The organism is Aquicella lusitana, assembly GCF_902459475.1.
Lineage (GTDB): Bacteria > Pseudomonadota > Gammaproteobacteria > DSM-16500 > DSM-16500 > Aquicella > Aquicella lusitana.
In genome coordinates, this window is the sequence record NZ_LR699114.1 from 74057 (window position 1) to 95711 (window position 21655).

The 21655-nt window shown below is 43.9% G+C and carries 18 protein-coding genes and 2 pseudogenes; 14 read left to right on the forward strand and 6 right to left on the reverse strand.

The window, feature by feature from the left end; genetic code table 11:
* Window positions 1–77 precede the first annotated feature (77 nt).
* The 4 genes from AQUSIP_RS00305 (at window position 78) to AQUSIP_RS00320 (ending at window position 5667) form a co-directional block, all read left to right on the forward strand.
* A complete protein-coding gene (locus AQUSIP_RS00305; RefSeq protein ID WP_114835133.1) occupies window positions 78–1277 on the forward strand; it encodes a hypothetical protein in 1200 nt (399 codons plus the stop codon).
* A gap of 12 nt (window positions 1278–1289) precedes the next feature.
* Entirely contained in the window at window positions 1290–2675 is a 1386-nt protein-coding gene (locus AQUSIP_RS00310; RefSeq protein WP_114835134.1) for a hypothetical protein, read from the forward strand.
* Window positions 2676–2955: 280 nt separating this feature from the next.
* Window positions 2956–4797, forward strand: a complete 1842-nt coding sequence (gene glmS / locus AQUSIP_RS00315; RefSeq protein ID WP_114835135.1) for a glutamine--fructose-6-phosphate transaminase (isomerizing) — start codon at window positions 2956–2958, stop codon at window positions 4795–4797.
* Window positions 4798–4950: 153 nt separating this feature from the next.
* The gene (locus AQUSIP_RS00320) at window positions 4951–5667 is read left to right on the forward strand and encodes a tetratricopeptide repeat protein (protein ID WP_114835136.1); all 717 of its coding nucleotides are present in this window, start codon (window positions 4951–4953) and stop codon (window positions 5665–5667) included.
* Here the strand turns inward: AQUSIP_RS00320 and AQUSIP_RS00325 are convergent.
* Entirely contained in the window at window positions 5653–6654 is a 1002-nt protein-coding gene (locus tag AQUSIP_RS00325; RefSeq protein ID WP_114835137.1) for a quinone-dependent dihydroorotate dehydrogenase, read from the reverse strand. The genes AQUSIP_RS00320 and AQUSIP_RS00325 overlap by 15 nt on opposite strands.
* A gap of 138 nt (window positions 6655–6792) precedes the next feature.
* Here AQUSIP_RS00325 and AQUSIP_RS00330 point away from each other — a divergent pair, with 138 nt between their 5' ends.
* Window positions 6793–8064: a hypothetical protein gene (locus AQUSIP_RS00330; RefSeq protein WP_114835138.1), complete on the forward strand. Its 1272-nt coding sequence runs from the start codon at window positions 6793–6795 to the stop codon at window positions 8062–8064.
* A gap of 27 nt (window positions 8065–8091) precedes the next feature.
* On the opposite strand, the gene uvrD is transcribed toward AQUSIP_RS00330, so the two are convergent.
* Window positions 8092–10239, reverse strand: coding sequence for a DNA helicase II (gene uvrD / locus AQUSIP_RS00335; RefSeq protein WP_114835139.1), 2148 nt, complete (start codon window positions 10237–10239; stop codon window positions 8092–8094).
* 53 nt (window positions 10240–10292) lie between these two features.
* Between uvrD and yihA the strand changes: the two genes are divergently transcribed.
* From yihA to AQUSIP_RS00365, 6 genes are all read left to right on the forward strand, one after another.
* The gene (yihA, locus tag AQUSIP_RS00340; RefSeq protein ID WP_114835140.1) at window positions 10293–10892 is read left to right on the forward strand and encodes a ribosome biogenesis GTP-binding protein YihA/YsxC; all 600 of its coding nucleotides are present in this window, start codon (window positions 10293–10295) and stop codon (window positions 10890–10892) included.
* 144 nt (window positions 10893–11036) lie between these two features.
* Window positions 11037–13094: an OPT family oligopeptide transporter gene (locus tag AQUSIP_RS00345; protein ID WP_114835141.1), complete on the forward strand. Its 2058-nt coding sequence runs from the start codon at window positions 11037–11039 to the stop codon at window positions 13092–13094.
* A gap of 162 nt (window positions 13095–13256) precedes the next feature.
* A complete protein-coding gene (locus AQUSIP_RS00350; RefSeq protein ID WP_114835142.1) occupies window positions 13257–14654 on the forward strand; it encodes a bifunctional enoyl-CoA hydratase/phosphate acetyltransferase in 1398 nt (465 codons plus the stop codon).
* 15 nt (window positions 14655–14669) lie between these two features.
* Window positions 14670–15134 carry a poly(R)-hydroxyalkanoic acid synthase subunit PhaE gene (locus AQUSIP_RS00355; RefSeq protein ID WP_114835143.1) on the forward strand — a complete coding sequence of 155 codons (465 nt, stop codon included), beginning with the start codon at window positions 14670–14672 and terminating at the stop codon, window positions 15132–15134.
* On the forward strand, window positions 15094–16203 hold the full coding sequence (gene phaC / locus AQUSIP_RS00360) for a class III poly(R)-hydroxyalkanoic acid synthase subunit PhaC (RefSeq protein ID WP_114835144.1): 1110 nt from the start codon (window positions 15094–15096) through the stop codon (window positions 16201–16203). Before AQUSIP_RS00355 ends, phaC begins: the two co-directional genes overlap by 41 nt.
* Before the next feature lie 114 nt (window positions 16204–16317).
* The gene (locus AQUSIP_RS00365; protein WP_114835145.1) at window positions 16318–17049 is read left to right on the forward strand and encodes a CvpA family protein; all 732 of its coding nucleotides are present in this window, start codon (window positions 16318–16320) and stop codon (window positions 17047–17049) included.
* Between the two features lie 287 nt (window positions 17050–17336).
* On the opposite strand, the gene AQUSIP_RS00370 is transcribed toward AQUSIP_RS00365, so the two are convergent.
* Entirely contained in the window at window positions 17337–17927 is a 591-nt protein-coding gene (locus tag AQUSIP_RS00370) for a hypothetical protein (protein ID WP_114835146.1), read from the reverse strand.
* 137 nt (window positions 17928–18064) lie between these two features.
* On the opposite strand from AQUSIP_RS00370, the gene AQUSIP_RS00375 reads away from it, so the two are divergent.
* Both AQUSIP_RS00375 and AQUSIP_RS00380 read left to right on the forward strand, forming a co-directional pair.
* Complete coding sequence (locus tag AQUSIP_RS00375) at window positions 18065–18295, forward strand: hypothetical protein (RefSeq protein WP_114835147.1); 231 nt, start codon at window positions 18065–18067, stop codon at window positions 18293–18295.
* Between the two features lie 93 nt (window positions 18296–18388).
* Window positions 18389–19093 (forward strand): annotated as a pseudogene (locus AQUSIP_RS00380) (IS982 family transposase); the annotation flags it as partial.
* A 57-nt stretch (window positions 19094–19150) separates the two neighbouring features.
* On the opposite strand, the gene AQUSIP_RS00385 reads toward AQUSIP_RS00380, so the two are convergent.
* The gene (locus AQUSIP_RS00385; protein ID WP_114835537.1) at window positions 19151–20197 is read right to left on the reverse strand and encodes an IS481 family transposase; all 1047 of its coding nucleotides are present in this window, start codon (window positions 20195–20197) and stop codon (window positions 19151–19153) included.
* 108 nt (window positions 20198–20305) lie between these two features.
* Between AQUSIP_RS00385 and AQUSIP_RS00390 the strand changes: the two are divergent.
* Window positions 20306–20488: pseudogene (locus AQUSIP_RS00390) on the forward strand (transposase); the annotation flags it as partial.
* A gap of 70 nt (window positions 20489–20558) precedes the next feature.
* Here AQUSIP_RS00390 and AQUSIP_RS00395 read toward each other — a convergent pair.
* Both AQUSIP_RS00395 and AQUSIP_RS00400 read right to left on the reverse strand, forming a co-directional pair.
* The gene (locus AQUSIP_RS00395; RefSeq protein ID WP_114835494.1) at window positions 20559–21011 is read right to left on the reverse strand and encodes an Hsp20/alpha crystallin family protein; all 453 of its coding nucleotides are present in this window, start codon (window positions 21009–21011) and stop codon (window positions 20559–20561) included.
* Between the two features lie 233 nt (window positions 21012–21244).
* The gene (locus AQUSIP_RS00400; RefSeq protein WP_114835495.1) at window positions 21245–21640 is read right to left on the reverse strand and encodes a rhodanese-like domain-containing protein; all 396 of its coding nucleotides are present in this window, start codon (window positions 21638–21640) and stop codon (window positions 21245–21247) included.
* Window positions 21641–21655 lie beyond the last annotated feature (15 nt).

Below are 21655 nucleotides of genomic sequence, written 5' to 3' on the forward strand. Positions count from 1 at the left end.
CGCTTCATAAAAAAGCGCCCTCCCTGTTATACACTAATTAAATAAGTAGAACTGATCTTAAACCAGGCATCTTTAATATGGCGAAGACAGCCAAGCTTAAACGAAAACGATCAAAGATTATTGATGCACTCGTTGATCCCAAGACGCCAGAGGAATGGAATCTGGCGATGAATGATCCTTTGTCGCCTATTTATAAGCTCATGATGAATATCCTGCTTCAAGAAGGTGTAAAAGAAAATATCCTGCAAGAGTTGATCATCATTAGAAACGCCGTCGCCGAATCGGAAAAAGTGAAAGAAAAAGAAGAGCTTCTACAGAAAGCCATTCAAGCCGAGCAAGAAGAAGATCGCCGGATGGAAATCGAAAGTGCAGATAGGAAGCCCACAGAGTCTCCTGCAGTGCCCTGGATCATGCCTGCTGAACTGGCTGAGTTGGATGAGCAAATGAAGGATCTTGAAGAAGAGATAGCGGCGGATAAAGAAGCAATCAAACAACTCCAGCAGGAAGCAAGCGGATTAGCGTCGCAGATACGCGAAGACAAAACCGAGCTTGCCAAAATTACAAAACGCTGGGATGAAAGGCAGGAAGAAAAGCGAAAGGAAGTAAGAGAAACCCTGATTAGACCTTTGACAGAAGATGTGCCGGAAGAAGACAGGGTTGAACTTGTCGACCAGGAAGGGCGTAAGGTCGATATGATGGAAAATCTGATAGATAAAATCTCAAACGCGATGCAACTGTCCTCACCCGAAGAACTCAAGAGTCAATATCCGGAGCTTGTCACAGAATATGAGAAGTATAAAAAGGAGCTGCTAGAAAAGGAAGAAAAGGAAAAACAGGCAGAAACCAAACCATCTGATCCAGCTGAAATCGAAGTCAAAATAGCCAATTATCTCAGCAAATTAAAAGTATTTAGCGAAGTAAACCAGCATATCGGTGGCAAGGATACGCCGACGGATGTGCTGCAGTTGATGCAAAAAAACTTCAAGTTTAGTGAATGGATAGACAAACTGCAGGGAAAATATTTTTCCAAGGATGTTGAGGATTATGGAAAAAGTTTGGGGTTGATGTCGAATATAGCCCACAACACGCAGGAGTTTCACAAGAAAGTAACAGATATGGAAAAGATTAAAGAAGGCCTGGAAAATAAAGAAAGCAAACTGGAGGAAATGAGCCAGCACCGCGAGGAAATAGTTAAAAAAAGTGGGCCGGAGAAAGTGGAAGAACACGAAAAAGAACAGGAAAACGAACAGCAGGAGACGCAGCGATTCAAGAAATAATGAGAGGTAGCCATGAAAAATTTTCTTGGAAGTGGAATATGGAAAGAATCTGAGCGCCTCTTGGCGGAGGGAAAAGCGTTTCCAAAATTATTAGCCACATTGCAGATACTGGAGGAAATTAATCATCCCCGAACAGGATTTGATTGGTCTCGCGCGATTAATATTCCGGGTACCATTATTAATAGGGAATTTAATGCTCTATTACTTGAGGAGGTGGCTAAACATGAAGATATTGAAAGATTGCAATTTAATCTTGTCCTTGCAGCTTTGAGAGAAGAGTCAAAAAGGAAAGAAGAGTTTACAGCTATCGCTTATTATGCAGAACGGGCTGCTGAGGATCGCCATGCAAGAGAAGCGCTGCGTGCTGCAATGATGCAACACCAAAAAACAGCTTTGCCCGAGTCCATTATTCAGTTAACTACGGAACTTCAAAATCTTCTTAGCAAAAACGAGAACATGGCGACGCAAATCGCCCAACTGATTACTCGTCAGAATGAGCTTGCAAATACATGGAATACGGTCCATCAGCAGAGTGGCCAGCAGTTTGTTAATCAGCTAGGCCAATTTCTACAAAATACACAGCAACAGTTAATGACTATTTCTGGCCAGCCCTTGTCCTGGTCGCCCGCGGTCGAGAATGCTTTAAAAGCTGTGCTGGGAACTCCACCTCCTCTTCAGCGCATGGCTCAACTCTCTGATGCGATAATAACAGAGTTGAACCTTGTTGATGAAAAAGAGAAACAGCAGGTGCAGGAAGCCGTCGTAAAACAGAGCAATTTATTAAAAGGAATCAATGCCACACTTGCGCTCGATAAGGACGCGCGGGAACAGCCTGTATCAGAGCTCAATGTGAAAAAAGCGTTTTTGCATAACGACGAAATGGCTATCCATGCGGAACTTGATAAAGTGGCTGAGAATGCCGTACAGCTATTATCAGATATTGGTGGATTCAGCCAAAAAGACATGAAATCAGCCATGACCAAAATGCTGCTTGATATTAAAAAACAAACGGCAAAAGAAGTCGTATTTTGGGGGATGAATCCTGTTGGGAGTGAGAAAAAAGCGGCTGAAATCGCCCAAAAAACCTTTCATCATCTAGGACAGCAAATGTCAGAATTGCGCCTGGACAAGGGAAAGATCGATCAGATTCTGCAAATACTGAGCCCCCAATATCTAAAGGGATTGGCTCTGGACATAGGATGGAAAAAGACGGTTCTGAACCGTGAGGAAGAAAAATTGACGTCCCTGCTCGGTGAAAACAGTCGCATTGAAGAATCAAAAAAAGAGTTGAACAAGGGATTAGAAGAGAACAGCCTGGATATAAAGAAGGTGCAAAAAAAGCTGAATGAACAGCTCCTTCAACTCAAACGCCGTCCCATTCCAGGGCCCGGTTTATAACGGGATCTTGGCCATTTTTGAAAAGCGTTTACAAAACTGTCATCCTGAGCGAAGGATCTCCTTTTGTACATCGGGAGATCCTTCGAGCAAAAAAACGCTCTCAGGATGACAGCTATTTCTGTAGAAATTGTCATCTCCCACTTGTCGTGTACAGAGTTTGCAAAATTATTTCGCTCATTTTTAGCACAAATAATGCCCGTCGAACCCAAGCAATTCTCGCATTCTATCACGGTATCACGCTATAATCCCCCGTTTGTCAGTTTTAAGGAATCCGGATTTTATGTGCGGTATCGTCGGTGCTGTTGCCAAACGGCCTATTGCAGGCTTGTTAATAGATGGCTTAAAAAAACTTGAATATAGAGGTTATGATTCCGCAGGGATAGCCGTGATCGATGCGCAGCACCAATTGAAACGCCTGCGTGTGGCGGGTAAAGTGCGGGAGCTGGAAAATGCCCTGAGCACACAGCCGCTTTATGCCCATATGGGAATTGCCCATACGCGTTGGGCGACGCACGGAGTGCCTTCAGAGCAGAATGCCCATCCTTTTATTTCACATGACAAGTTTGCCCTGGTTCATAACGGTATCATCGAAAATCATTCCATCCTGCGCGAAAAGCTGCTACGCGAGGGTTACCAGTTCCTTTCTGAAACCGACACGGAAACGGCTGTTCATCTTATCCATTATCACTATACCCAAATGGGCGATTTTCTTTCCGCCGTGCGCGCCGCCGTGAATGAACTGGAAGGCGCTTATGCGCTGGGTGTTTTTTCTACCGATTATCCTGACCGGGTCATCGGCGTACGCCAGGGCGCGCCGCTCGTTATCGGTAAAGGCCAGAATGAAAACTTCATTGCTTCTGATCCACTGGCGCTGCTTTCCATTACCCAACAGTTTATTTATCTCGAAGATTACGACATTGTTGACCTTGGCTTGCATGCTTTTCAGATTTATGACAGGCAGGGACAGGCTGTCAACCGAGAAACACATACACTTTCAGTAGGACTGGATGCGATTGAGCGCGGTGAATACAGGCATTTCATGAAAAAAGAAATCATGGAACAGCCGGAGGCGATCGCTTCCTGCCTGGAAGGGCGTATTACCAAAAGCCATGTGCTGCCCGCCATTTTTGGTCCCAAGGCAGAAACTATTTTCCCGCAAGTGGAACATGTGCAGTTGATTGCCTGCGGAACGAGTTACCATGCGGCGATGGTTGCGCGTTACTGGATTGAATCATTGGCCCGGATTCCCTGTTCGGTTGAGGTGGCAAGCGAGTTTCGTTACCGTGAAATGGCGCAATCAAAAAACAGTTTATTTGTCACGCTTTCGCAGTCAGGCGAAACCGCAGATACGCTGGCTGCTTTGCGGCTTGCTAAAAAAATGGATTATTTGAGCTCTCTGGTTATCTGCAATGTACCAGGCAGCACCATGATGCGGGAAGCCGATCTGCATTTTCTGACGCGCGCAGGCGTAGAAATTGGTGTGGCGTCCACTAAAGCCTTTGTTACGCAATTGACCGCATTGCTTTTGTTAGCGCTGACATTGCGTCAGCAGAATAAACAGGCGGATGAAAAAATAGATAGAGAGCTGATTGAGCAGCTTCAGAATTTGCCTGGCTTGATACAAAAAGTGCTGCAGCAAGATGAGATGATTGCGAATTGGGCAAAAGCTTTTACCGAAAAACAGCATGCAATCTTTATTGGTCGCGGTACCTTGTATCCGATCGCGCTGGAAGGCGCGCTAAAGATGAAGGAAATTTCCTACATCCATGCCGAAGGATATCCGTCGGGCGAATTAAAACACGGGCCGCTTGCGCTGGTAGACACGAGTATGCCGGTGATCGCAACTGTTCCGGGCGGCACATTGTTGGAAAAAAGCCTTTCCAATTTGCAGGAAGTACGCGCACGCGGCGGCAAGCTGTATGTGCTGACTGACCAGACGCATCTGTTCCATCAGGATGCATTTGCAGATGCGCACATTATTCCTATGCCAAGCTTGCATCCTTTGCTAACTCCGATATTATACACCATCCCACTGCAGCTGCTCGCTTATCACGTTGCTGTGCTCAAAGGCACGGATGTGGATCAGCCGCGTAATCTGGCGAAGTCAGTGACAGTAGAATAAAACCAATCGTTGTCAATCACCGGTCTGCTATTTGAAGCGTGTTATTTATACAATTTCATGCCTGTTAGTCACTGTCATGAAAAAATAATATATGCCGACTATTCGCAGCCTGATTCGTATTTTTGCGAATTAATAAGATCAAATGGAGTGAGTATGTCTTTAACTAGATTTTTTAAGCAACGTGGTAATGCAACACAATACGGCAAACAGAATACTAATTATTTTTCCCTGCAAAAAGAAATTAATAAACTTGAGACGCTGGTAAGAGGGCTTAAGGGCGATGAACTGGAGGATGAAATTCACCAATTGGAAGTTGCCATCAAAGAAGTGAAAAAAACGCATCCAGTCAATCCACAGATTCATCTGGTTCATGGCATGCTGCTGGAAAGAACAAATAAAAAAGCAGAGGCATTAAAAGAATTTCACGCTGCTTCCCAAAGTGCCTCTCTTTACAGGCGCGGTTATATGTATGAGGCAGAGCTTTTATATCAGATGGGAAGTTTTAATGAATGCAAAAAAGTATTGCTGAACATGGTGAAACGTTTTAACTCCGCCTCGTCCGCGCAAAAAAATGCATTAACATTCGAACACCAGGCTGAAATGTATGCGATGCTTGGCAAGGTTTGTCTTAAATTGGGTGAGAAAAATGCCAGTTTAGCTTACGTCCAAAAGGCATTAGCGGCTGATCCAACCTCCCATCTGGCGAAATCTGTTATGCAGCGATATCAAAAAGCTCTGCAGACAGAGGATGCGCGACTTGTTAAATCCGGCGATCAGCGCTTTCTTAGCAATCGTTATAGCATATTGCCTACAAATGTGAGTGGTCCTGAAGAAGATTTCGCTCATCTGGCCAGGTTAAAGCGTCGCTAATTGGCGAATAATAGCCGGCCCCTTGTAAATAAAGCCGGTGTAAACCTGTAGCAGGCTCGCACCGGCTTTTAATTTTTCACTTGCTGAAGCAGTATCCATGATGCCGCCAGAAGCAATAATAGGTATGCGATTTTGCAACATACTATGTAACGCGCGGATGGTTTCAGTACTGCGTGACTGTAGTGGCTTGCCGCTTAATCCGCCCGTTTCTTTTGCATGCGCAGACTGTTCGACTCCTTGTCGTTCCAGTGTAGTATTAGTGGCAATGACGCCATCAATGCGTTGCTCTATCAGAACCTGCGCCAATGCCTGGAGTGCGTCGGCAGATAAATCCGGCGAAATTTTTACAACCAGCGGGACATATTTTTGATGCGCTTTTTCAATCTGTTGCTGCTCCTGTTTGAGCGCACCTAAGAGCGCTTTCAACATGTCGCCCTGCTGTAAATCCCTTAATCCTGCGGTATTCGGCGATGAAATATTAATAGTCATGTAGCTTGCGAATTTCCATAAATGGCGAAACCCAAACAAGTAATCATCTGCTGCGTTTTCAAGCGGGGTATCCTTGTTTTTCCCAATATTAATCCCCAATATGCCGCGATAAGCGGTTTGTTCCAGTTTGCGCGCAACGTATTCGACACCCTTATTGTTAAAACCCATGCGATTAATAATGGCCTCCTGTTCGGGCAATCTGAATAACCGCGGACGCGGATTGCCTGCTTGGGGTTGCGGTGTAACGGTGCCGATTTCAATAAACGCAAAGCCAAGTGCTGCAAGTGCATCCACATAATCCGCGTTTTTATCAAGCCCCGCGGCAAGTCCCGCTGCATGAGGAAAAGTAAGGCCCATGACAGTGCGCGGACGGGGCGGAATGGCTGGCAGCCGATTTAAGAGACGCAATTGATAGGCGAGCTGCAGGCCTTGCATAGCAATATAATGTGATCGCTCGGGATCAAGTGTGAATAAAGCTTTTCTTAGCAATGAATACATAAATGTGCCGCTGTTAATCTATTGTTAATATTAATAAATTATAATTTAGCCGTAGATAACGGTAGCGCACTGAATTTAATCGCATTATCTGCATAAAACCGATGACTTTAAACAAATAAAACGAGGCCGCCAATTGCAATGCGTTTAGCGTTTAAATCTAAAGACAAATCCTATCATGTTCTTAAGAAACACCAAACTCGGAAGCTGGATAGGCTTAATCAACCCGTTACGATATCGGATATTGTGGTGCGGCAATCGGACAAGGGTCGCGGTGAATTTCAATATAAAAATCCTTATCGGCACATGAAATTCCCGACATTAAAAAGGATGCGGGACATGGTAGCATTAGTAGCAGATATCGCTACTGAATATCACCTGCAAAATCATTTTTCTCATGATGAGAATGGGCAAAGATCATTAAAGGAAGGCCATGAAAATGAAGTGACCCGGCTTCTGTTTCATGAGGCGGCATTTTATACGCCTAGCCCATTAACCAAAAAAGATTTTGATAAATTGCTAACAGCGATTGAGCGTATGGCCTCCAGTTTGCCTGAAAATCTTTATCTACTGCTGTCATCTTTTCCTGTTGCCATCAATGAAAATCACTATGTCAATCAAGTGGTGCATGTGCAATGTGGCGCTGTGCCTAAATTAACTATTTTCACAAAAATAACGCCATCAGGATTTGATCCTCTTTTTCCCAACATGAAGTGCATTCATTATTCTTCCGAAAAACGTAAGCCGGTGCAGGATGATTTGGCAATGTCAGTGCTGCCTGATAATGAAAATACACCCGTTATTGATTATAGCTGTACCCTCAAATGTCAAACATCAGGCGGTGCGGAATTTTTTTCTGTGATTGAGATATGTAAGGATCATTTTTTTAAGGAAGGATATAAATCTTTAAATAAGCAAATTGATCTGATGACAGAGCCTCGGGCAAATGAATTAATTCCGCGCCAGTTGTTACATACAATCACGTCGAACTGGATAGACTTTGTTGACGATAGCATGTTAACAAATAAAATCGTTAGAGCTGATCCTATCAAAGGTTATGATTTTGGAAATCATATTCCATTGGTATCTTTGTCTGCAGCTTTTAGAGCCAAAGTACTTCAAACTTCGCTTGAATATCAGGAAGTGTATAAAAAAATGAACCTTATCATGGACAGTGAAGTGATTAGTATCGTCAACCCGCCTTTCGGCCCGCCACTGACGTTGTTTTTTTACGAAGCTCATCAGTTAAGTGTGTTGCCCGCAGATTTTTTATCGCGCGTCGATCAGCATAATGAGCGGGTTATTCAGCAATATAGTTACCAGAATTGTCTGTTATTCAATTATCCATCTGCTATTATAAAAGAAGAAAAAAAGGAGAAGGGCATAAAGTTAACGGTAAAGCGGGTAGGATAAAAGAAACATCATTCCCGCTTTCACGCATTATTTCGCTGACAAATAGCTCGCAATCAACATCTTCGTGCCCACTTTTGCGAATCGCACTTTTACTTTCATGTCATCGCCGTCACCCTCCAGATCAATGACAGTGCCATCGCCAAAAATGCGATGGTGGACTTCCTGACCGATACGAAATTTGCCTTGCGCTTCCGGTTTGAAAGTGCTGGCGATGGGTTGGGGCCGTGATACTTTAGCGCGAAATCGGATTTCATGAATAAGTTCGGCAGGGATTTCATGCAGAAACCGCGAAGGCCGATGGTAAGCTTCTTTGCCGTGCATGCGTCTTAATTCTGCATAGGTCATATAAAGTTTTTTCATTGCGCGAGTGACGCCCACATAACACAAACGCCGCTCTTCTTCGATGGCTTTGGGATCATGCATGGAGAGGTAATGCGGAAAAAGTTCCTCTTCGCATCCTGCCAAAAATACGACAGGAAATTCCAGCCCCTTCGCAGAATGCAATGTCATCAGTTGCACGCAATCTTCATACGCTTCTGCCTGTTCTTCGCTGGATTCAAGCGCGGCGTAAGCCAAAAAAGCGGCGATTGGCGGCATATCATCCGGCACGCCTTCCTGAGTAAACTGGTGTGCGGCGTTGACTAATTCTTCAAGGTTTTCAAGTCGTGTTAATCCTTTTTCACCTTTTTCCTTGCGATAATGATCCATGAGACCGCTTGCGAAGAGAACATATTCCACCTGCTTATGCAGCTCCAGCGGTAATGTTTTTTCTGTCATGGAGGTGATCAGATTAACAAAAGCAAGCAGTGCGTTTTCAGTGCGCGCGGTAAAAAATTTCTGCTGCAACAATTGTTCCAGTGCGGCCCACAGTGTTAATCCGGTTGCTTTAGCATGATCGCGAATGACTGTTAGCGTGCGATCACCGATGCCACGCGTAGGCGTATTGATGATGCGTTCAAAGGCAGGATCATCGGAACGATTAGCGATGATGCGCAAATAAGCGAGCGCGTCCTTAATTTCTGCGCGGTCAAAATAACGCAAACCGCCATACACGCGATAGGGAATGCCAAACTGCATGAGCGCTTCTTCTATGACGCGCGATTGCGCATTTGAGCGGTAAAGAATAGCCATCTCACGCAGGCTATGTTCGCTTTGGCGAAGTTCGCGAATGCGGTTAACGATGAAAAAAGCTTCGTCGGTTTCGTTGAATCCGGCGTAAACGGTGATGAGGTCGCCGTCTTTGCCTTCCGTCCATAAATTTTTGCCAAGCCGGCCGGAATTTTGCGAAATCAGCGCATTAGCCGCTTTCAGAATCGTTCCGGTAGAACGGTAATTTTGTTCTAGCCGAATGATTTTGGCACCCGGAAAATCTTTGGAGAAACGCTGAATATTTTCAATGCGTGCACCGCGCCAGCCATAGATGGATTGATCATCATCCCCTACAATCATGACGGCATTTTCTTCTCCTGCGAGCAGTTTTAACCACGCATACTGAATGGCATTCGTGTCCTGAAATTCATCTACCAGCAAACAGCGAAAGCGGTCTTGATAGTGAGCGCGCAACGTGTCGTTGGATTGCAGCAGCTTATAGGTTTTCAGCAAAAGATCAGCAAAATCAATCACGCCAGCGCGCTGACAGGCTTCCTGATAAGCCTGATAAATCTTTATCATCGTTTGGCCATTCATGTCCCGTGGTTCGACTTGATGCGGCTCGCGCGCTTCTTCTTTTTGCGCATTGATAAACCATTGCGCTTCTTTGGGCGGGAACCGGTCTTCATCGAGATTGAGCGTAAGAATCACGCGGCGAACCATGCGATATTGATCATCGGAATCAAGGATTTGAAATGACTGGGGCAAACCGGCTTCCTGCCAATGAGCGCGCAGTAGTCGGTGTGACAGGCCATGAAAGGTGCCAATCCACAGGGTTTTTGCGGGAATCTGCAGCAGCGATTCGATGCGGGAGCGCATTTCATGCGCAGCCTTATTAGTAAAAGTCACGGCGAGGATATTAAAAGGCGACACTTTTTCGACTTCCACCAGCCATACCAGACGATGCGTCAACACCCGCGTTTTGCCGCTGCCAGCACCGGCAAGCACGAGCTGATGGCCTAATGGTGCGCGCACAGCTTCTTGCTGTGCTGGGTTTAAAGAATTCAGTATCATGTGGGTTTCCATAACGATTAAGCGACGGGTAAGCGTTGTCGCAGACAAAAATAAAGAGCCATTATATGTCATCACACTATCAAAAAGCGTATTTTCTTCTAAGTGTAGCAGATGTCAAACAGTTACCGCCGGATGAAGGAATTGAGGTCGCCATGGTAGGGCGTTCCAATGCCGGAAAATCCAGTGTGCTGAATCGAATCACGCAAAGTAAAGGCTTGGCTCGTGTCAGTAAAACGCCTGGCCGAACCCAGCACGTGAATGTGTTTGTGCTGGATGAAAGGCGGCGTCTGACGGATTTACCGGGTTATGGCTACGCCAGGGTGCCTGTGGCCGCCAAAGAGCAATGGCAAAAAACAGTCGATGCCTATATCCGAACACGTGGATCGCTGCGCGGTATCATTCTTGTGATGGATATTCGCCATCCTCTCAAGGAGTTAGACCTACAATTGCTGGAGTATTGTGACCGCTATAATCTCCCTGTGCACATCCTCCTGAACAAAGCGGACAAGTTGAGTAAAGGCGCTGTTGCCAAAACCTTCCAGTCAGTCAAGGCAGCTTTGACGAGGTATCACAATTCTGTTACTTTGCAAAGTTTCTCCGCTCTCAAAGGGAAAGGAATTGATGAGCTGCATTCGGTGTTAGACGCATGGTACGACTATAAATGACCATCCGCTGACTGCTGCCTTCTGTAAGAAATGAAAATTCAATTCGTCAACGGGGAATCGCGATTCTCCCTGTTTGAAACCCCATCGCGCAAGGACCGTGGCATGCCACGGGTGTAGGAGTTTGATAAAAAATGAGGTTTTTTCATGAGTGCCACGAATAATATGAAAGGAAAAACGGGTGAATCGAATAATCATGGCCCCATTATACCGGCGGATGTTTCGCTGCCTGAAATTACCCTGCGCGTGATTGTGCTGGGAGTCATTCTGACCGTCGTCCTTGCTGCTGCTAATGCTTATTTGGGGTTGAAAGTGGGAACCACGGTTTCAGCTTCCATTCCTGCCGCGGTGATCTCCATGGGTATTCTGCGTTTTTTCAAAAACTCGAATATTTTGGAAAATACCATGGTACAAATCATGGCTTCAGTCGGCGAAGCGCTGACAGCGGGAATTGCTTTTATTTTGCCGGCACTCATCATTCTGCATGTCTGGGACAAGTTCAACTACTGGCAAACCGTCGTGACGGGTTTGCTGGGCGGTGGTCTTGGCGTGCTCTTTACTATTCCATTGCGCCGCGCTTTATTGCAGGATAGAACGCTCCGCTATCCCGAAGCGGTAGCGATTGGCAATGTACTGAAAGCGAGCGCCAATCGTGAAAAAGGCGATTTGAATTCGCTCACGGTAGGCGGCATTGTCGGTGCGGTGATTGCTTTGTTTCAAACGGGGTTTCAGGTACTGACAGATAGCTTCCAGTATTGGGTCAGGGCCGAGACAACCATTTTTGGTTTTGGTCTTGGACTTTCACCTGCGCTGATTGCAGCCGGTTATATCGTCGGTATTAATGTGGCGCTCAGTCTGCTGGTGGGGATTGTATTAGGCTGGATTGCTGGTGTGCCTGTGCTTACCTGGTACTATGGCATGCCTGATGCAGAAACAGCTAATCAGATGGCAATTATGATGTGGCGTTCACACATACGTTATATTGGTGTGGGCACCATGCTGATCGGCGGTCTCTGGACGTTGTGTACACTGTTTAAGCCGGTGATAACCAGTATGGCTACTTCGTTTGCGACACTGCGTGAAATTCGCCTGGGAAACAGAAAAGCGAGTGTACGCACCGAACGCGATATTCCCATCCATTATGTTTTTATCGCGGCGATTATTTTGTTGGTTCCCATATTTTTCCTGATCGCTTTTACCATCATTCCGCAGGATGCGCCCATTTCATCCGGCTTCCGTTATTTTATTTCGGGTTTTAGTACGCTTTATATCTTAATTGGCGGCTTTGTTTTCTGCTCTGTCATGGCTTATTTTGCAGGCTTGATTGGTTCGACGAACAGTCCTGTTTCCGGCATGCTTGTATCCGCATTGTTGGTTATCTGCCTGATTTTTATAGCTTTCTTCACCACACAAACCGAGTGGAGTGAGGAAATGAAAGAAATGATTGGCTCAGTGGTTGCGATCGGCAGTTTGGTCGTGATAGGCGCGGCGCTCGCCATTTCCAATGACACCATGCAGGACCTCAAGGTGGGCGAAATTGTAGGCGCAACGCCCTGGAAACAGCAGGTCATGCTGATCTTGGGTGTTGTTGTGTCTTCCTTCGTGATCCCGCCTATTTTGCAGTTGCTCTATAATGCCTACGGCATTGGCGGCGTTTTTCCTCGTCCCGACATGAATCCTGCACAAATGCTGGCCGCACCGCAGGCAGGCCTCATGGCGACCGTTGCCAAAGGGGCATTTAGCCACCAGCTGCAATGGGGCATGATCGGCATAGGGGCTTTCATTGCTGTGGTTTCCATTGTTATCGATGAAATTCTAAAAAAGCGGTTTGGTACCCGATTGCCAGTGCTTGCGGTGGGTTTGGGTATTTATCTTCCTCTTGATAGTTCCGTGCCGGTGGTGATCGGCGGCATCCTGGCCTACATCATTCAGGCCCGGTTGAATCGTCTCTACCATCGTGGCGAACCTGCCGATGAGCCCAAGGTGCACGCACACCGTCATCGTGGCTTACTGCTGGCGTGCGGCATCGTTGCAGGCGCTTCATTGATGGGCGTGATTCTTGCAATTCCCTTTGCCATCCAGCAAAGCTCTGATGCTTTGCGCATTATGCCCGATGAATATATGCCGTTCGCAGGGATCTTAAGTGTTATCGTCACCTTCCTGCTTTGCGCCTGGATTTATCGCGTAGTACTGAAGAAGACTTGATCGTTGTAGCGCTTTCTCTCTCTTCTCTGTAATGGGAAGGGAGAGATGAGTGCCATCATCTGTTAGACTCCAGCAAACGTTAAGCCATTCCCACATTTTTTCAGCAAGAATGACCATCAAAACATGTTAAACTAACCTCATCAAAGGACTGAGGCGGATGACATGGAATATTTGGAAAATCGTACGTTTGATGAAATACAAATAGGCGATACAGCCAGTCTGACACGCACATTGGGTGAAAAGGATATTCAGGTTTTTGCCATTATGTCCGGGGATATCAATCCTGCGCATGTTGATGAGGAATACGCCCAAAGCGAAATGTTTCACAAAATTATCGGTCATGGCATGTGGGGCGGCGCACTGATTTCCACAGTGCTGGGAACGCAACTGCCAGGTCCAGGTACTATCTATGTTGGTCAAACCATTCGTTTTAAAAAACCCGTAGGCATTGGCGACACGCTTACGGTTAAAGTGACCGCTATCGAAAAGATACCCGAAAAAAAACGTGTTATTTTTTCCTGTGAGTGTCGAAACCAGAAAGATGAAGTTGTCATGGAAGGGCAGGCTGAAGTCATCGCGCCTACGAAAAAGATACGGCGACCAAAAACCGAATTACCTGAAATCAGCCTGCGCAGGCCTTATTCGCTTTTTAAAGATTATGTTGTTAAAGCAAAAGCGCTAGGTGCTTTGAGAGCAGGGGTGATTTTTCCTATTCACGAAAAAATTATCGAAGCTGTGCATGATGCCCAGCAATCGGGACTGATTGATCCCATGCTGATTGGCCCCAAAGAAAGAATCTTGCATGCGGCCGAAATGGCAAAAATAGATGTGAGCGGTTATGAAATCATCAATGTGGAAAACTCACATGCAGCTATCAACAGAACTATCACGCTCGCACGGGAAGGCGAAATAGGAATTATTATTCGCGGCGGCGCCATCAAGGAAGATTTGCTGCGAGTTATGCAAAAGCCTGATAAGGGATTGCTGACTGAACGCGCATTGAGTTACGCGCTTGTATTGGATGTGCCTACTTATCCCAAAGCGCTTATTCTTACGGATACCTTTATTCATCCGGATCCGCATCTGGAGGTCAAGCGCAGTATCACCCAGAACGCAATTGATTTTGCTCTGGCATTGGGCGTAGAAGAACCCAAGGTTGCCATTCTTGCCGGCTCTGATATCGTCAGCGCCACGTTACGATCCACTGTTGATGCTGCGGCACTTTGCAAAATGGCTGAGCGGGGTCAGATTCAGGGGGGCATACTGGATGGACCGCTGACGTTTGACAATGTCATTTCAGCGGAAGTGGCGAAAGCAAAGGGCATCGAATCACCAGTCATTGGTAAAGCGGACATCCTCGTTGTGCCCAATCTCGAAACAGGCAGTATTCTTGCCAAACAACTCGAATATCTGGCAGAGTCACGTAATGCGGGTCTGGTGTTGGGCGGTCGGGTGCCTGTGTTGATGAGCCACATTCATGATATACGCCTTAGCACGGTTTCCTGCGCTTTGGCAATTTTAAATAATGATTATCATCGTCGCAGAGCTGAACAAAGATAAGATAAGGAGAAAAGCATGGACAAGGAAAGTCAATTTGATACCCATTCAAACTGGTACGAATTGTGGATGCAACAAAGCAGGCAGTTTTTTGAAATCACTGAAAAAAACCTGAAAGACCTGTTTACAGAGAATACATTGGCCAATCCTGAAGAGCATCTGAAGCAAATCTATCAGTGGCTTGAGATGCTTAAGAAGCAATGGGAATTTTCCCAATTATCCGAGGAGCAAAAGGCGTATCACCTTTACTGGATGATGATTTCACGCATGTATAACGAAGCCTTGGATATGACGGTTAACCGCTGGATAAATCGCTCCCGGGAAAATAATCCCGTAAAAAATGTGCGCGAACTCTACGATTTATGGCTCACCTGTTGCCATGAAGTCTATCAGCAATCATTGATGACTAAAACGTATCAGGAAGCCTATGGCGAATTCATGAATGCAACTTTTAAATTTTGGCAATCGGCCTTGTCCAAATAATTTTTACGGCGAAGAGATGATGCAAGAAAACAAGTTGTTTCATGAGCAACTTTTGCAAGGATGGAATGCGCTAGGCAGAGCGCATGAAATTGAATATCGCTATAACGAGAGGGAACAGGTTTTTCAATGCGGGAAGGTAAAACTTTTCCATTATCAACCAAAGCGAAAAAAATGCTTTGCTATTCCTTTGCTGGTTGTGTTTGCAACGGTGAACAGGCCTGAGGTATTGGATTTATTCCCCGAACAATCCTTTATTCATGGCTTGCTAAAAAATGGAATGGATGTTTATCTTCTTGACTGGGGTTACCCTGATATTGACGACAAACATATTACGATGGGTGATTATGTAACTCACTATATGCATCAGTGTATATCGTTCATCAGAGAGAGAGACCAACAACCTCAAATCAATCTGCTCGGCATTTGCCAAGGCGGTGTGCTCTCTTTATGTTATGCTTCACTTTTTCAACACATCAAAAATATGGTGTTAATTTCGACGCCTATCGATTTTCACACGCACGATAATGTGATCGCGAAATTGGTTAAAAATATCAATATTGACAGCTTAACAAAATTGACGGGCAACGTATCGGGTGTGCTGTTGGCGCAGTTTTTTGTTTCGCTGCGGCCTTTTGAATTGGTTGGCAGAAAATATCTGCGGTTAATGGATAACTTGTCCAACAAAGCGTGGCTTGAGAAATTTTTGCGAGTAGAAAAATGGATTAACGATTCGCCCGATCAGGCAGCAGGTGCTTTTTCTGAATTTATCCGTGAATTTTATCAGCAGAATAAATTTATCCGGGGAGAAATAGCTTTAAACGGTCACAAAATAAAATTAGAAAATATCACAATACCCATATTAAATGTCATGGCTCGTCAGGATGAAATTGTGCCCATGAGCGCCTCACTTCCGCTTAAAGAGCACGTAGGTTCGAAAGTTTACTCTCAAAAAATTTTCCCCGGCGGCCATATTGGTATCTATGTGAGCGATAAGACGGGCGACCGTATTCCCGGCGCAATCGCACGCTGGTTAAAAAAGCATTCATTACCGATGGAGCCAGTAGTTTGATGGCGAATGAGGCGATTGGTTTTGTTAAAATCCTATTTAGCATTGGAATAAATGAAATATTTCGTGATATTCTTCATTAGGCTGGGTGCAGACTTTGGAGGTTAGATAAGACGAATGGCTAATTGGAATGGGTTGGATTTTTTTATCTTTTTGATTTTAGTGCTTAATACCATTCTTGGCATGGCCAGGGGCGCGACAAAAGAAATTATTTCCATGATGTGCTTGAGTATTGCGCTGATATTTTCCATCCGTTTTACTGTTCCGTTAGCAAATTTTTTTAACAGCTCCCCTCAGATTACCGATGTGATTGACAGCCCCTTTGTCCAGAATTTCATGACCGCGATTGGGTCCGGTCCTTTAACAACGGGCTTGCTTAATCAGGTGATGTATTCGATCAGTTTGTTAATATGTTTTGTTGGCGTATTTTCTTTATGCGAAGCGGCGTTGACTGTTACCGGATTTACTGAGTTTTTTTCGTTTCCCTATGCCGCATTAAATCGCAAAGTTGGCGGTACGCTGGGATTTACGAGAGGTTATATTATTTCCCTCATCTTCATATCGATCATGCTGCATATTTATAAAGCGGGCGATATCCCCGGCCAGGATTTTATCTCCGGTTCCTTCTTTGCCAGACTATTCAAGCCTCAGGCTCAGCGCTTAGACAACTTAATCAGTTCGCAGCAGCCTGAAAAATATTATCAGCTTTATCAGGATCAACCCTATAGCGCTGAAGATGTTTATAGAGAGTTAAGGAAACCAGAAACACCAACGCTTCCACAGCAGCAGCAAACCCAGCCTCCATCCCAGCCGCAGCCGCAGCCCATGCAGCAACAAATACAGTACTGATCGTCTTGTTGCACATAGAAGGTGAAAGGTTTCTGCTCATGTGAATAAATTTTACTGCTGCTTCATTGCGAGCGTAGCGAAGCAATCCAGGGTTTTCGGCACAGGTTGTCGGGAAGTATTGTAATAACCTCTCATAAACTGGGCTTTGGCCATTTTACAAAATACTCAATAATACTGTCATCCTGAGCGCAGCGAAGGATCTCCCGATGTACAAAAGGAGATCCTTCGCTGCGCTCAGGATGACAGTTTTTTGTCGTGTGCAGAGATTTTTTATTTTTTGCGGTTTATTAATTATGTTTCTTCCGTGTAACCTGGGGTGTTGTGAGAGAATTGTTATTAGTAGCAATCATTTCATGCGATGCTTGTGTGGCGAACATCGTAGCTGTGCGCTGCTTTTTTTTATTTTGCCATTCTTGCTTATGTTGCATGTTTTTTTCTAATTTTGCGTTTTGCGCGTTTTTAAGCGCAATCTTCGCTGCGGCTCTCTTCGCCTGGCGAAGTTCAATTAATCTCGCTATTTCTGTGCTGTCTTTTTTTGAATGAGGGGCATGCGGCCTTGGTTTTTTTTTAGTAGCGGCCAGATTTCGTCCCAACTGATCAGTGAGATAAAGTTGGGTGGTTGTCATGAAAGATTTATCTTTTGGCACTTCGCCATGCCGAACCATTTTATTTTGTTCGTTTTTATCTGTAGTTGTTTCAGCATGGTGAGCCATACCATGATTTTTGGGAGGAAGGATTTTATGTGGTTTGCGTTTTGCAAACAGTTCTTTTGTCTTCATCGCGAGGGTAACGATAAACATGGTTGCGAGAAATGCAGTATAGAGAATGGCGCCCCATTCTTTTGCTTTTTCAGGTGCTTCATTGTATCTATTTAACATTCCTTGTACTCACTCTAACTAAGATAAAAATTGACGCTTATCATCGCTATATTTATTAAAAGAGTCAATAACGCTTGATTTATTTTTATGGAATTGCTAATCAATGCGTTCTTGCCATACAAAATAGGAGATAGTTTATGCAGAACCGAAGACCAAATTTATTTACACCCAAATCGGATCAACCCGCCAAACCAACCGATAAGAACAATGATAATCTAGAAAAAATAAATGAATTTATTACGAGCATTGAGACTACAATAAGCGAATTGAAAAAAGATAAACTCTTGTCTTATCCTTTGCAGAGTAACCTGCAGCAGATGACAGTGTCTCAACATATTGAAACTTACATTAACCTCAGTTATGGATAAGCGAATTTTAACTTTTTGAAAAGATTGAAAATAAGAAAGGCGCTTGGTAAATTTTGCCATTTTTAACCGCCCAAGGTTTTGAATGGAGTCAAAATGCTACTAGCGCCGATCGTTGAAATTTTCTGTGATATTGATGAGTTTTACAAGAACCATGTAAAAGAATCTGCAAATAAAATTTTGCCCTTACCTAAAGGCAAACGTCAGAGGAAAACAGAATTAAGTGAAAGCGAGATGATGACGATCATGATTTTATTTCACTTAAGCCACTATCGCACATTCAAGGATTTTTATCTGGATTGTGTGTTAGGCCAACTTTTTCGAGAATTTCCTAAAGCGGTAAGCTATCCACGTTTTGTTGCACTCATGCCAAGGTTGCTTGCACCACTAACGGCGTATGTACTATCAAGAACAGGAAAACACACCGGATTGTATTATTTGGATTCTACAAAAATGGTTGTATGCCACAATCGTCGAATTTACAGAAATAAAGTTTTTAAAGGCATTGCTGAACGCGGACACTGTTCTGTAGGCTTTTTTTATGGATTCAAATTACATTTAGCGATCAATCACCAGGGAGAAATTATGAGTTTTTGCATTACAAAAGGAAATGTTGATGATAGAGAAGTTGTTGAAAAATTAATGCAAGGATTAACTGGTTTTGGTGCGGGCGATAAAGGATACATCAGCAAAAAATTAGCGGAGTCGCTTGCAAAACGAGGCATAAAATTGATTACGAAAGTTAGAAAAAACATGAAGAAAAAAATGCTAAGCGCGTTCGAAAAATTTTTTCTTTATCAGCTGTAAAAGTTCCGACTTGATCTGACAGTTACCCGTTTTTCAGTTACGGTTTTACTGTCAGTTCAAGTTGAGATTATCAACTTTTTCCTTCCAGATTCTTTTACCATCAATCAATGTCGCCATCGGAGTTCGGCCACAACACATTTTACCCTGATGTGTGCGTTCATTGTTGTAATAACCGAGCCAATCATCCAGATCTTTTTGCAACTCGTCAATAGTTGTGTAAACTTTCTTTCGGAAAGCAACCTGATAAAACTCATTCAGAATCGTCCTATGAAAGCGTTCACAGATGCCATTGGTCTGGGGTGATTGAGCTTTCGTTTTGGTGTGCTCAATATCATTGAGCGCCAAATACAACTCGTAATCGTGTTGCTCTACCTTGCCGCAAAACTCAGTGCCACGATCCGTTAATACGCGCAGCAAGCCCAAGCCTTGTTCTTCAAAGAATGGCAACACACGATCATTTAACAGGTCAGCAGATGTAATCGGTGTTTTTGTGGTATATAGCTTGCAATGAGCCACTTTGGAGTAGGTATCAACAAATGTTTGCTGATAAATGCGCCCAACACCCTTGAGATTGCCAACATAAAAGGTATCTTGTGAACCAAGATAGCCAGGATGTGCTGTTTCAATTTCACCGCAGGCCATATCATCGTCTTTTTTGCGTTCTAGCGCGGCCAGTTGTGCTTCAGTTAGAATTAAGTTCTCCTCGGCAGATTTCTTTTCCAGTGCGGTTAGACGCTGTTTAAATGATGCCAAATCATGCCTTAGCCAGATGCAACGAACACCGCTAGGAGAAACAAAAACACCTCTTTTCCTAAGCTCATTACTGACTCTTAATTGACCATGCGCGGGGTACTCAATGGCATAGTCCAATACAGCATTCTCTGTAGCTTCATCGGTGCGGTTCTTGATGTTTGGCTGCCGTCTGCTCTTGTCGAACAAGGTCTCAATGCCTCCTTGCTCAACTGCTGATTTATAACGATAAAACGTATCTCTGGAGAAGCCCATTACCTTGCAGGCTCTTGATACATTCCCTAGCTCTTCTGCCAAATTTAACAGACCGACCTTGTTTTTAATGATTTTTTGCGTACACTCGTACATAAGGTTACCTCTTTAATGTTTTGATTTTTACTCGACATAACTATCAAAACGGGTAACCTTACTTTTTTCAAGTAGCAAGTGTCAGATTAGATCGGAACTAATGCATATCAGCGAAGCATTGTAGAAACCGTCATTGATCAACTTAAATCTATCTGCCATATTGAGCATACTCGACATCGCAGTCCGGTAAATTTTCTGGTTAATCTTGTTAGTGGTTTAGCAGGTTACTGTTTAAAAGCAAAAAAACCGTCTATCAGCAGAAGTAAATTTTGGATGTCCTCAATTGCTTAACCATAACTGAGGTTAGTTTATATATAACCCTATTTTCCCGATACAACCTCCTTATTGCCGGGGAAATAGGTTATTCTTCCACTTTTACTTCAATCTTCTTGATTTCCGTTTTTTCTTTCTTCGGTACGATCACTTCTAACACGCCTTGTTTTGATTTTGCAGTAATATGCTTACTATCAACAGCGGTCGGTAGAGTGAACTGCCGATAGAATTGTCCTTGCATACGTTCCATACGATAGAAAGATCCTTTTTTCTCCTCATGTATTTCCTCTCGTTTTCCTTTCAATGTCAGCACGTTATTTTCCAGCGAAATGTCGATATCCTTTGGATCTACGCCTGGTAAATCCGCCGAGATTAAAAATTTATCCTCTTCTTCTCTTATATCAATAGCAGGCAACCATTGACCTGTTCTTCCACTTGCATTCCTCGTATCCAAATCAAATGTGCGCTGCCATAAATTTTCCATGAGATTATGCATATCATTTATCAACTTCGCTGGTTCATAAGGTATTAACGTATTCATACATCATTACCTCCGAACAATTATCATCAAAGTTGAGTCATTTTTACTTCCTTACCGTATGCTTGAGAGTCCCTTCTAGTAATTATTATAAAAATTAAATTTAAAATTTCAAGAGTTTAACTGTATGATTTATAAGGAAAATAATTGTATTTAACCGTATGATTTTTATAAAAATCATACGATCTATTAGGATTTTTGTGGGTTTAAATTCAAAATTCGAGTGAAAATAAGAACTATTCTTCTGTTTCTATTTTAAAGTTCTTCTCTTTCCAACGATCATAGCCACCTTGGAGTTCCATTACATGAAACCCCGACTTTGCGAATTGAGCCGCGGCTTTTGCTGCTAAATGACATTCCACTGAGTAGCAATAAATGACATTCATCAAATCCTTGTTGAGGCCTGATAAGGTATGCCATTTTTCTTCAGGAAGGTTAATAGCTCCAGGGATGTGACCTTTCTTAAAATCTTCCTCATTTCTGACATCGATAATGTTAACGTCGTCTTTATTCTTTTTCATTTCATCAAATAAGTCTCCTGGCCCAATAGTAAAGGCCATTCTATTAATAAAGTAGTCGGCTGCCTTTTGGGGCTTATTAGCTTCGGTCCATTGATTTAATTTATCTTTCATAGAGAGTCCTCCATT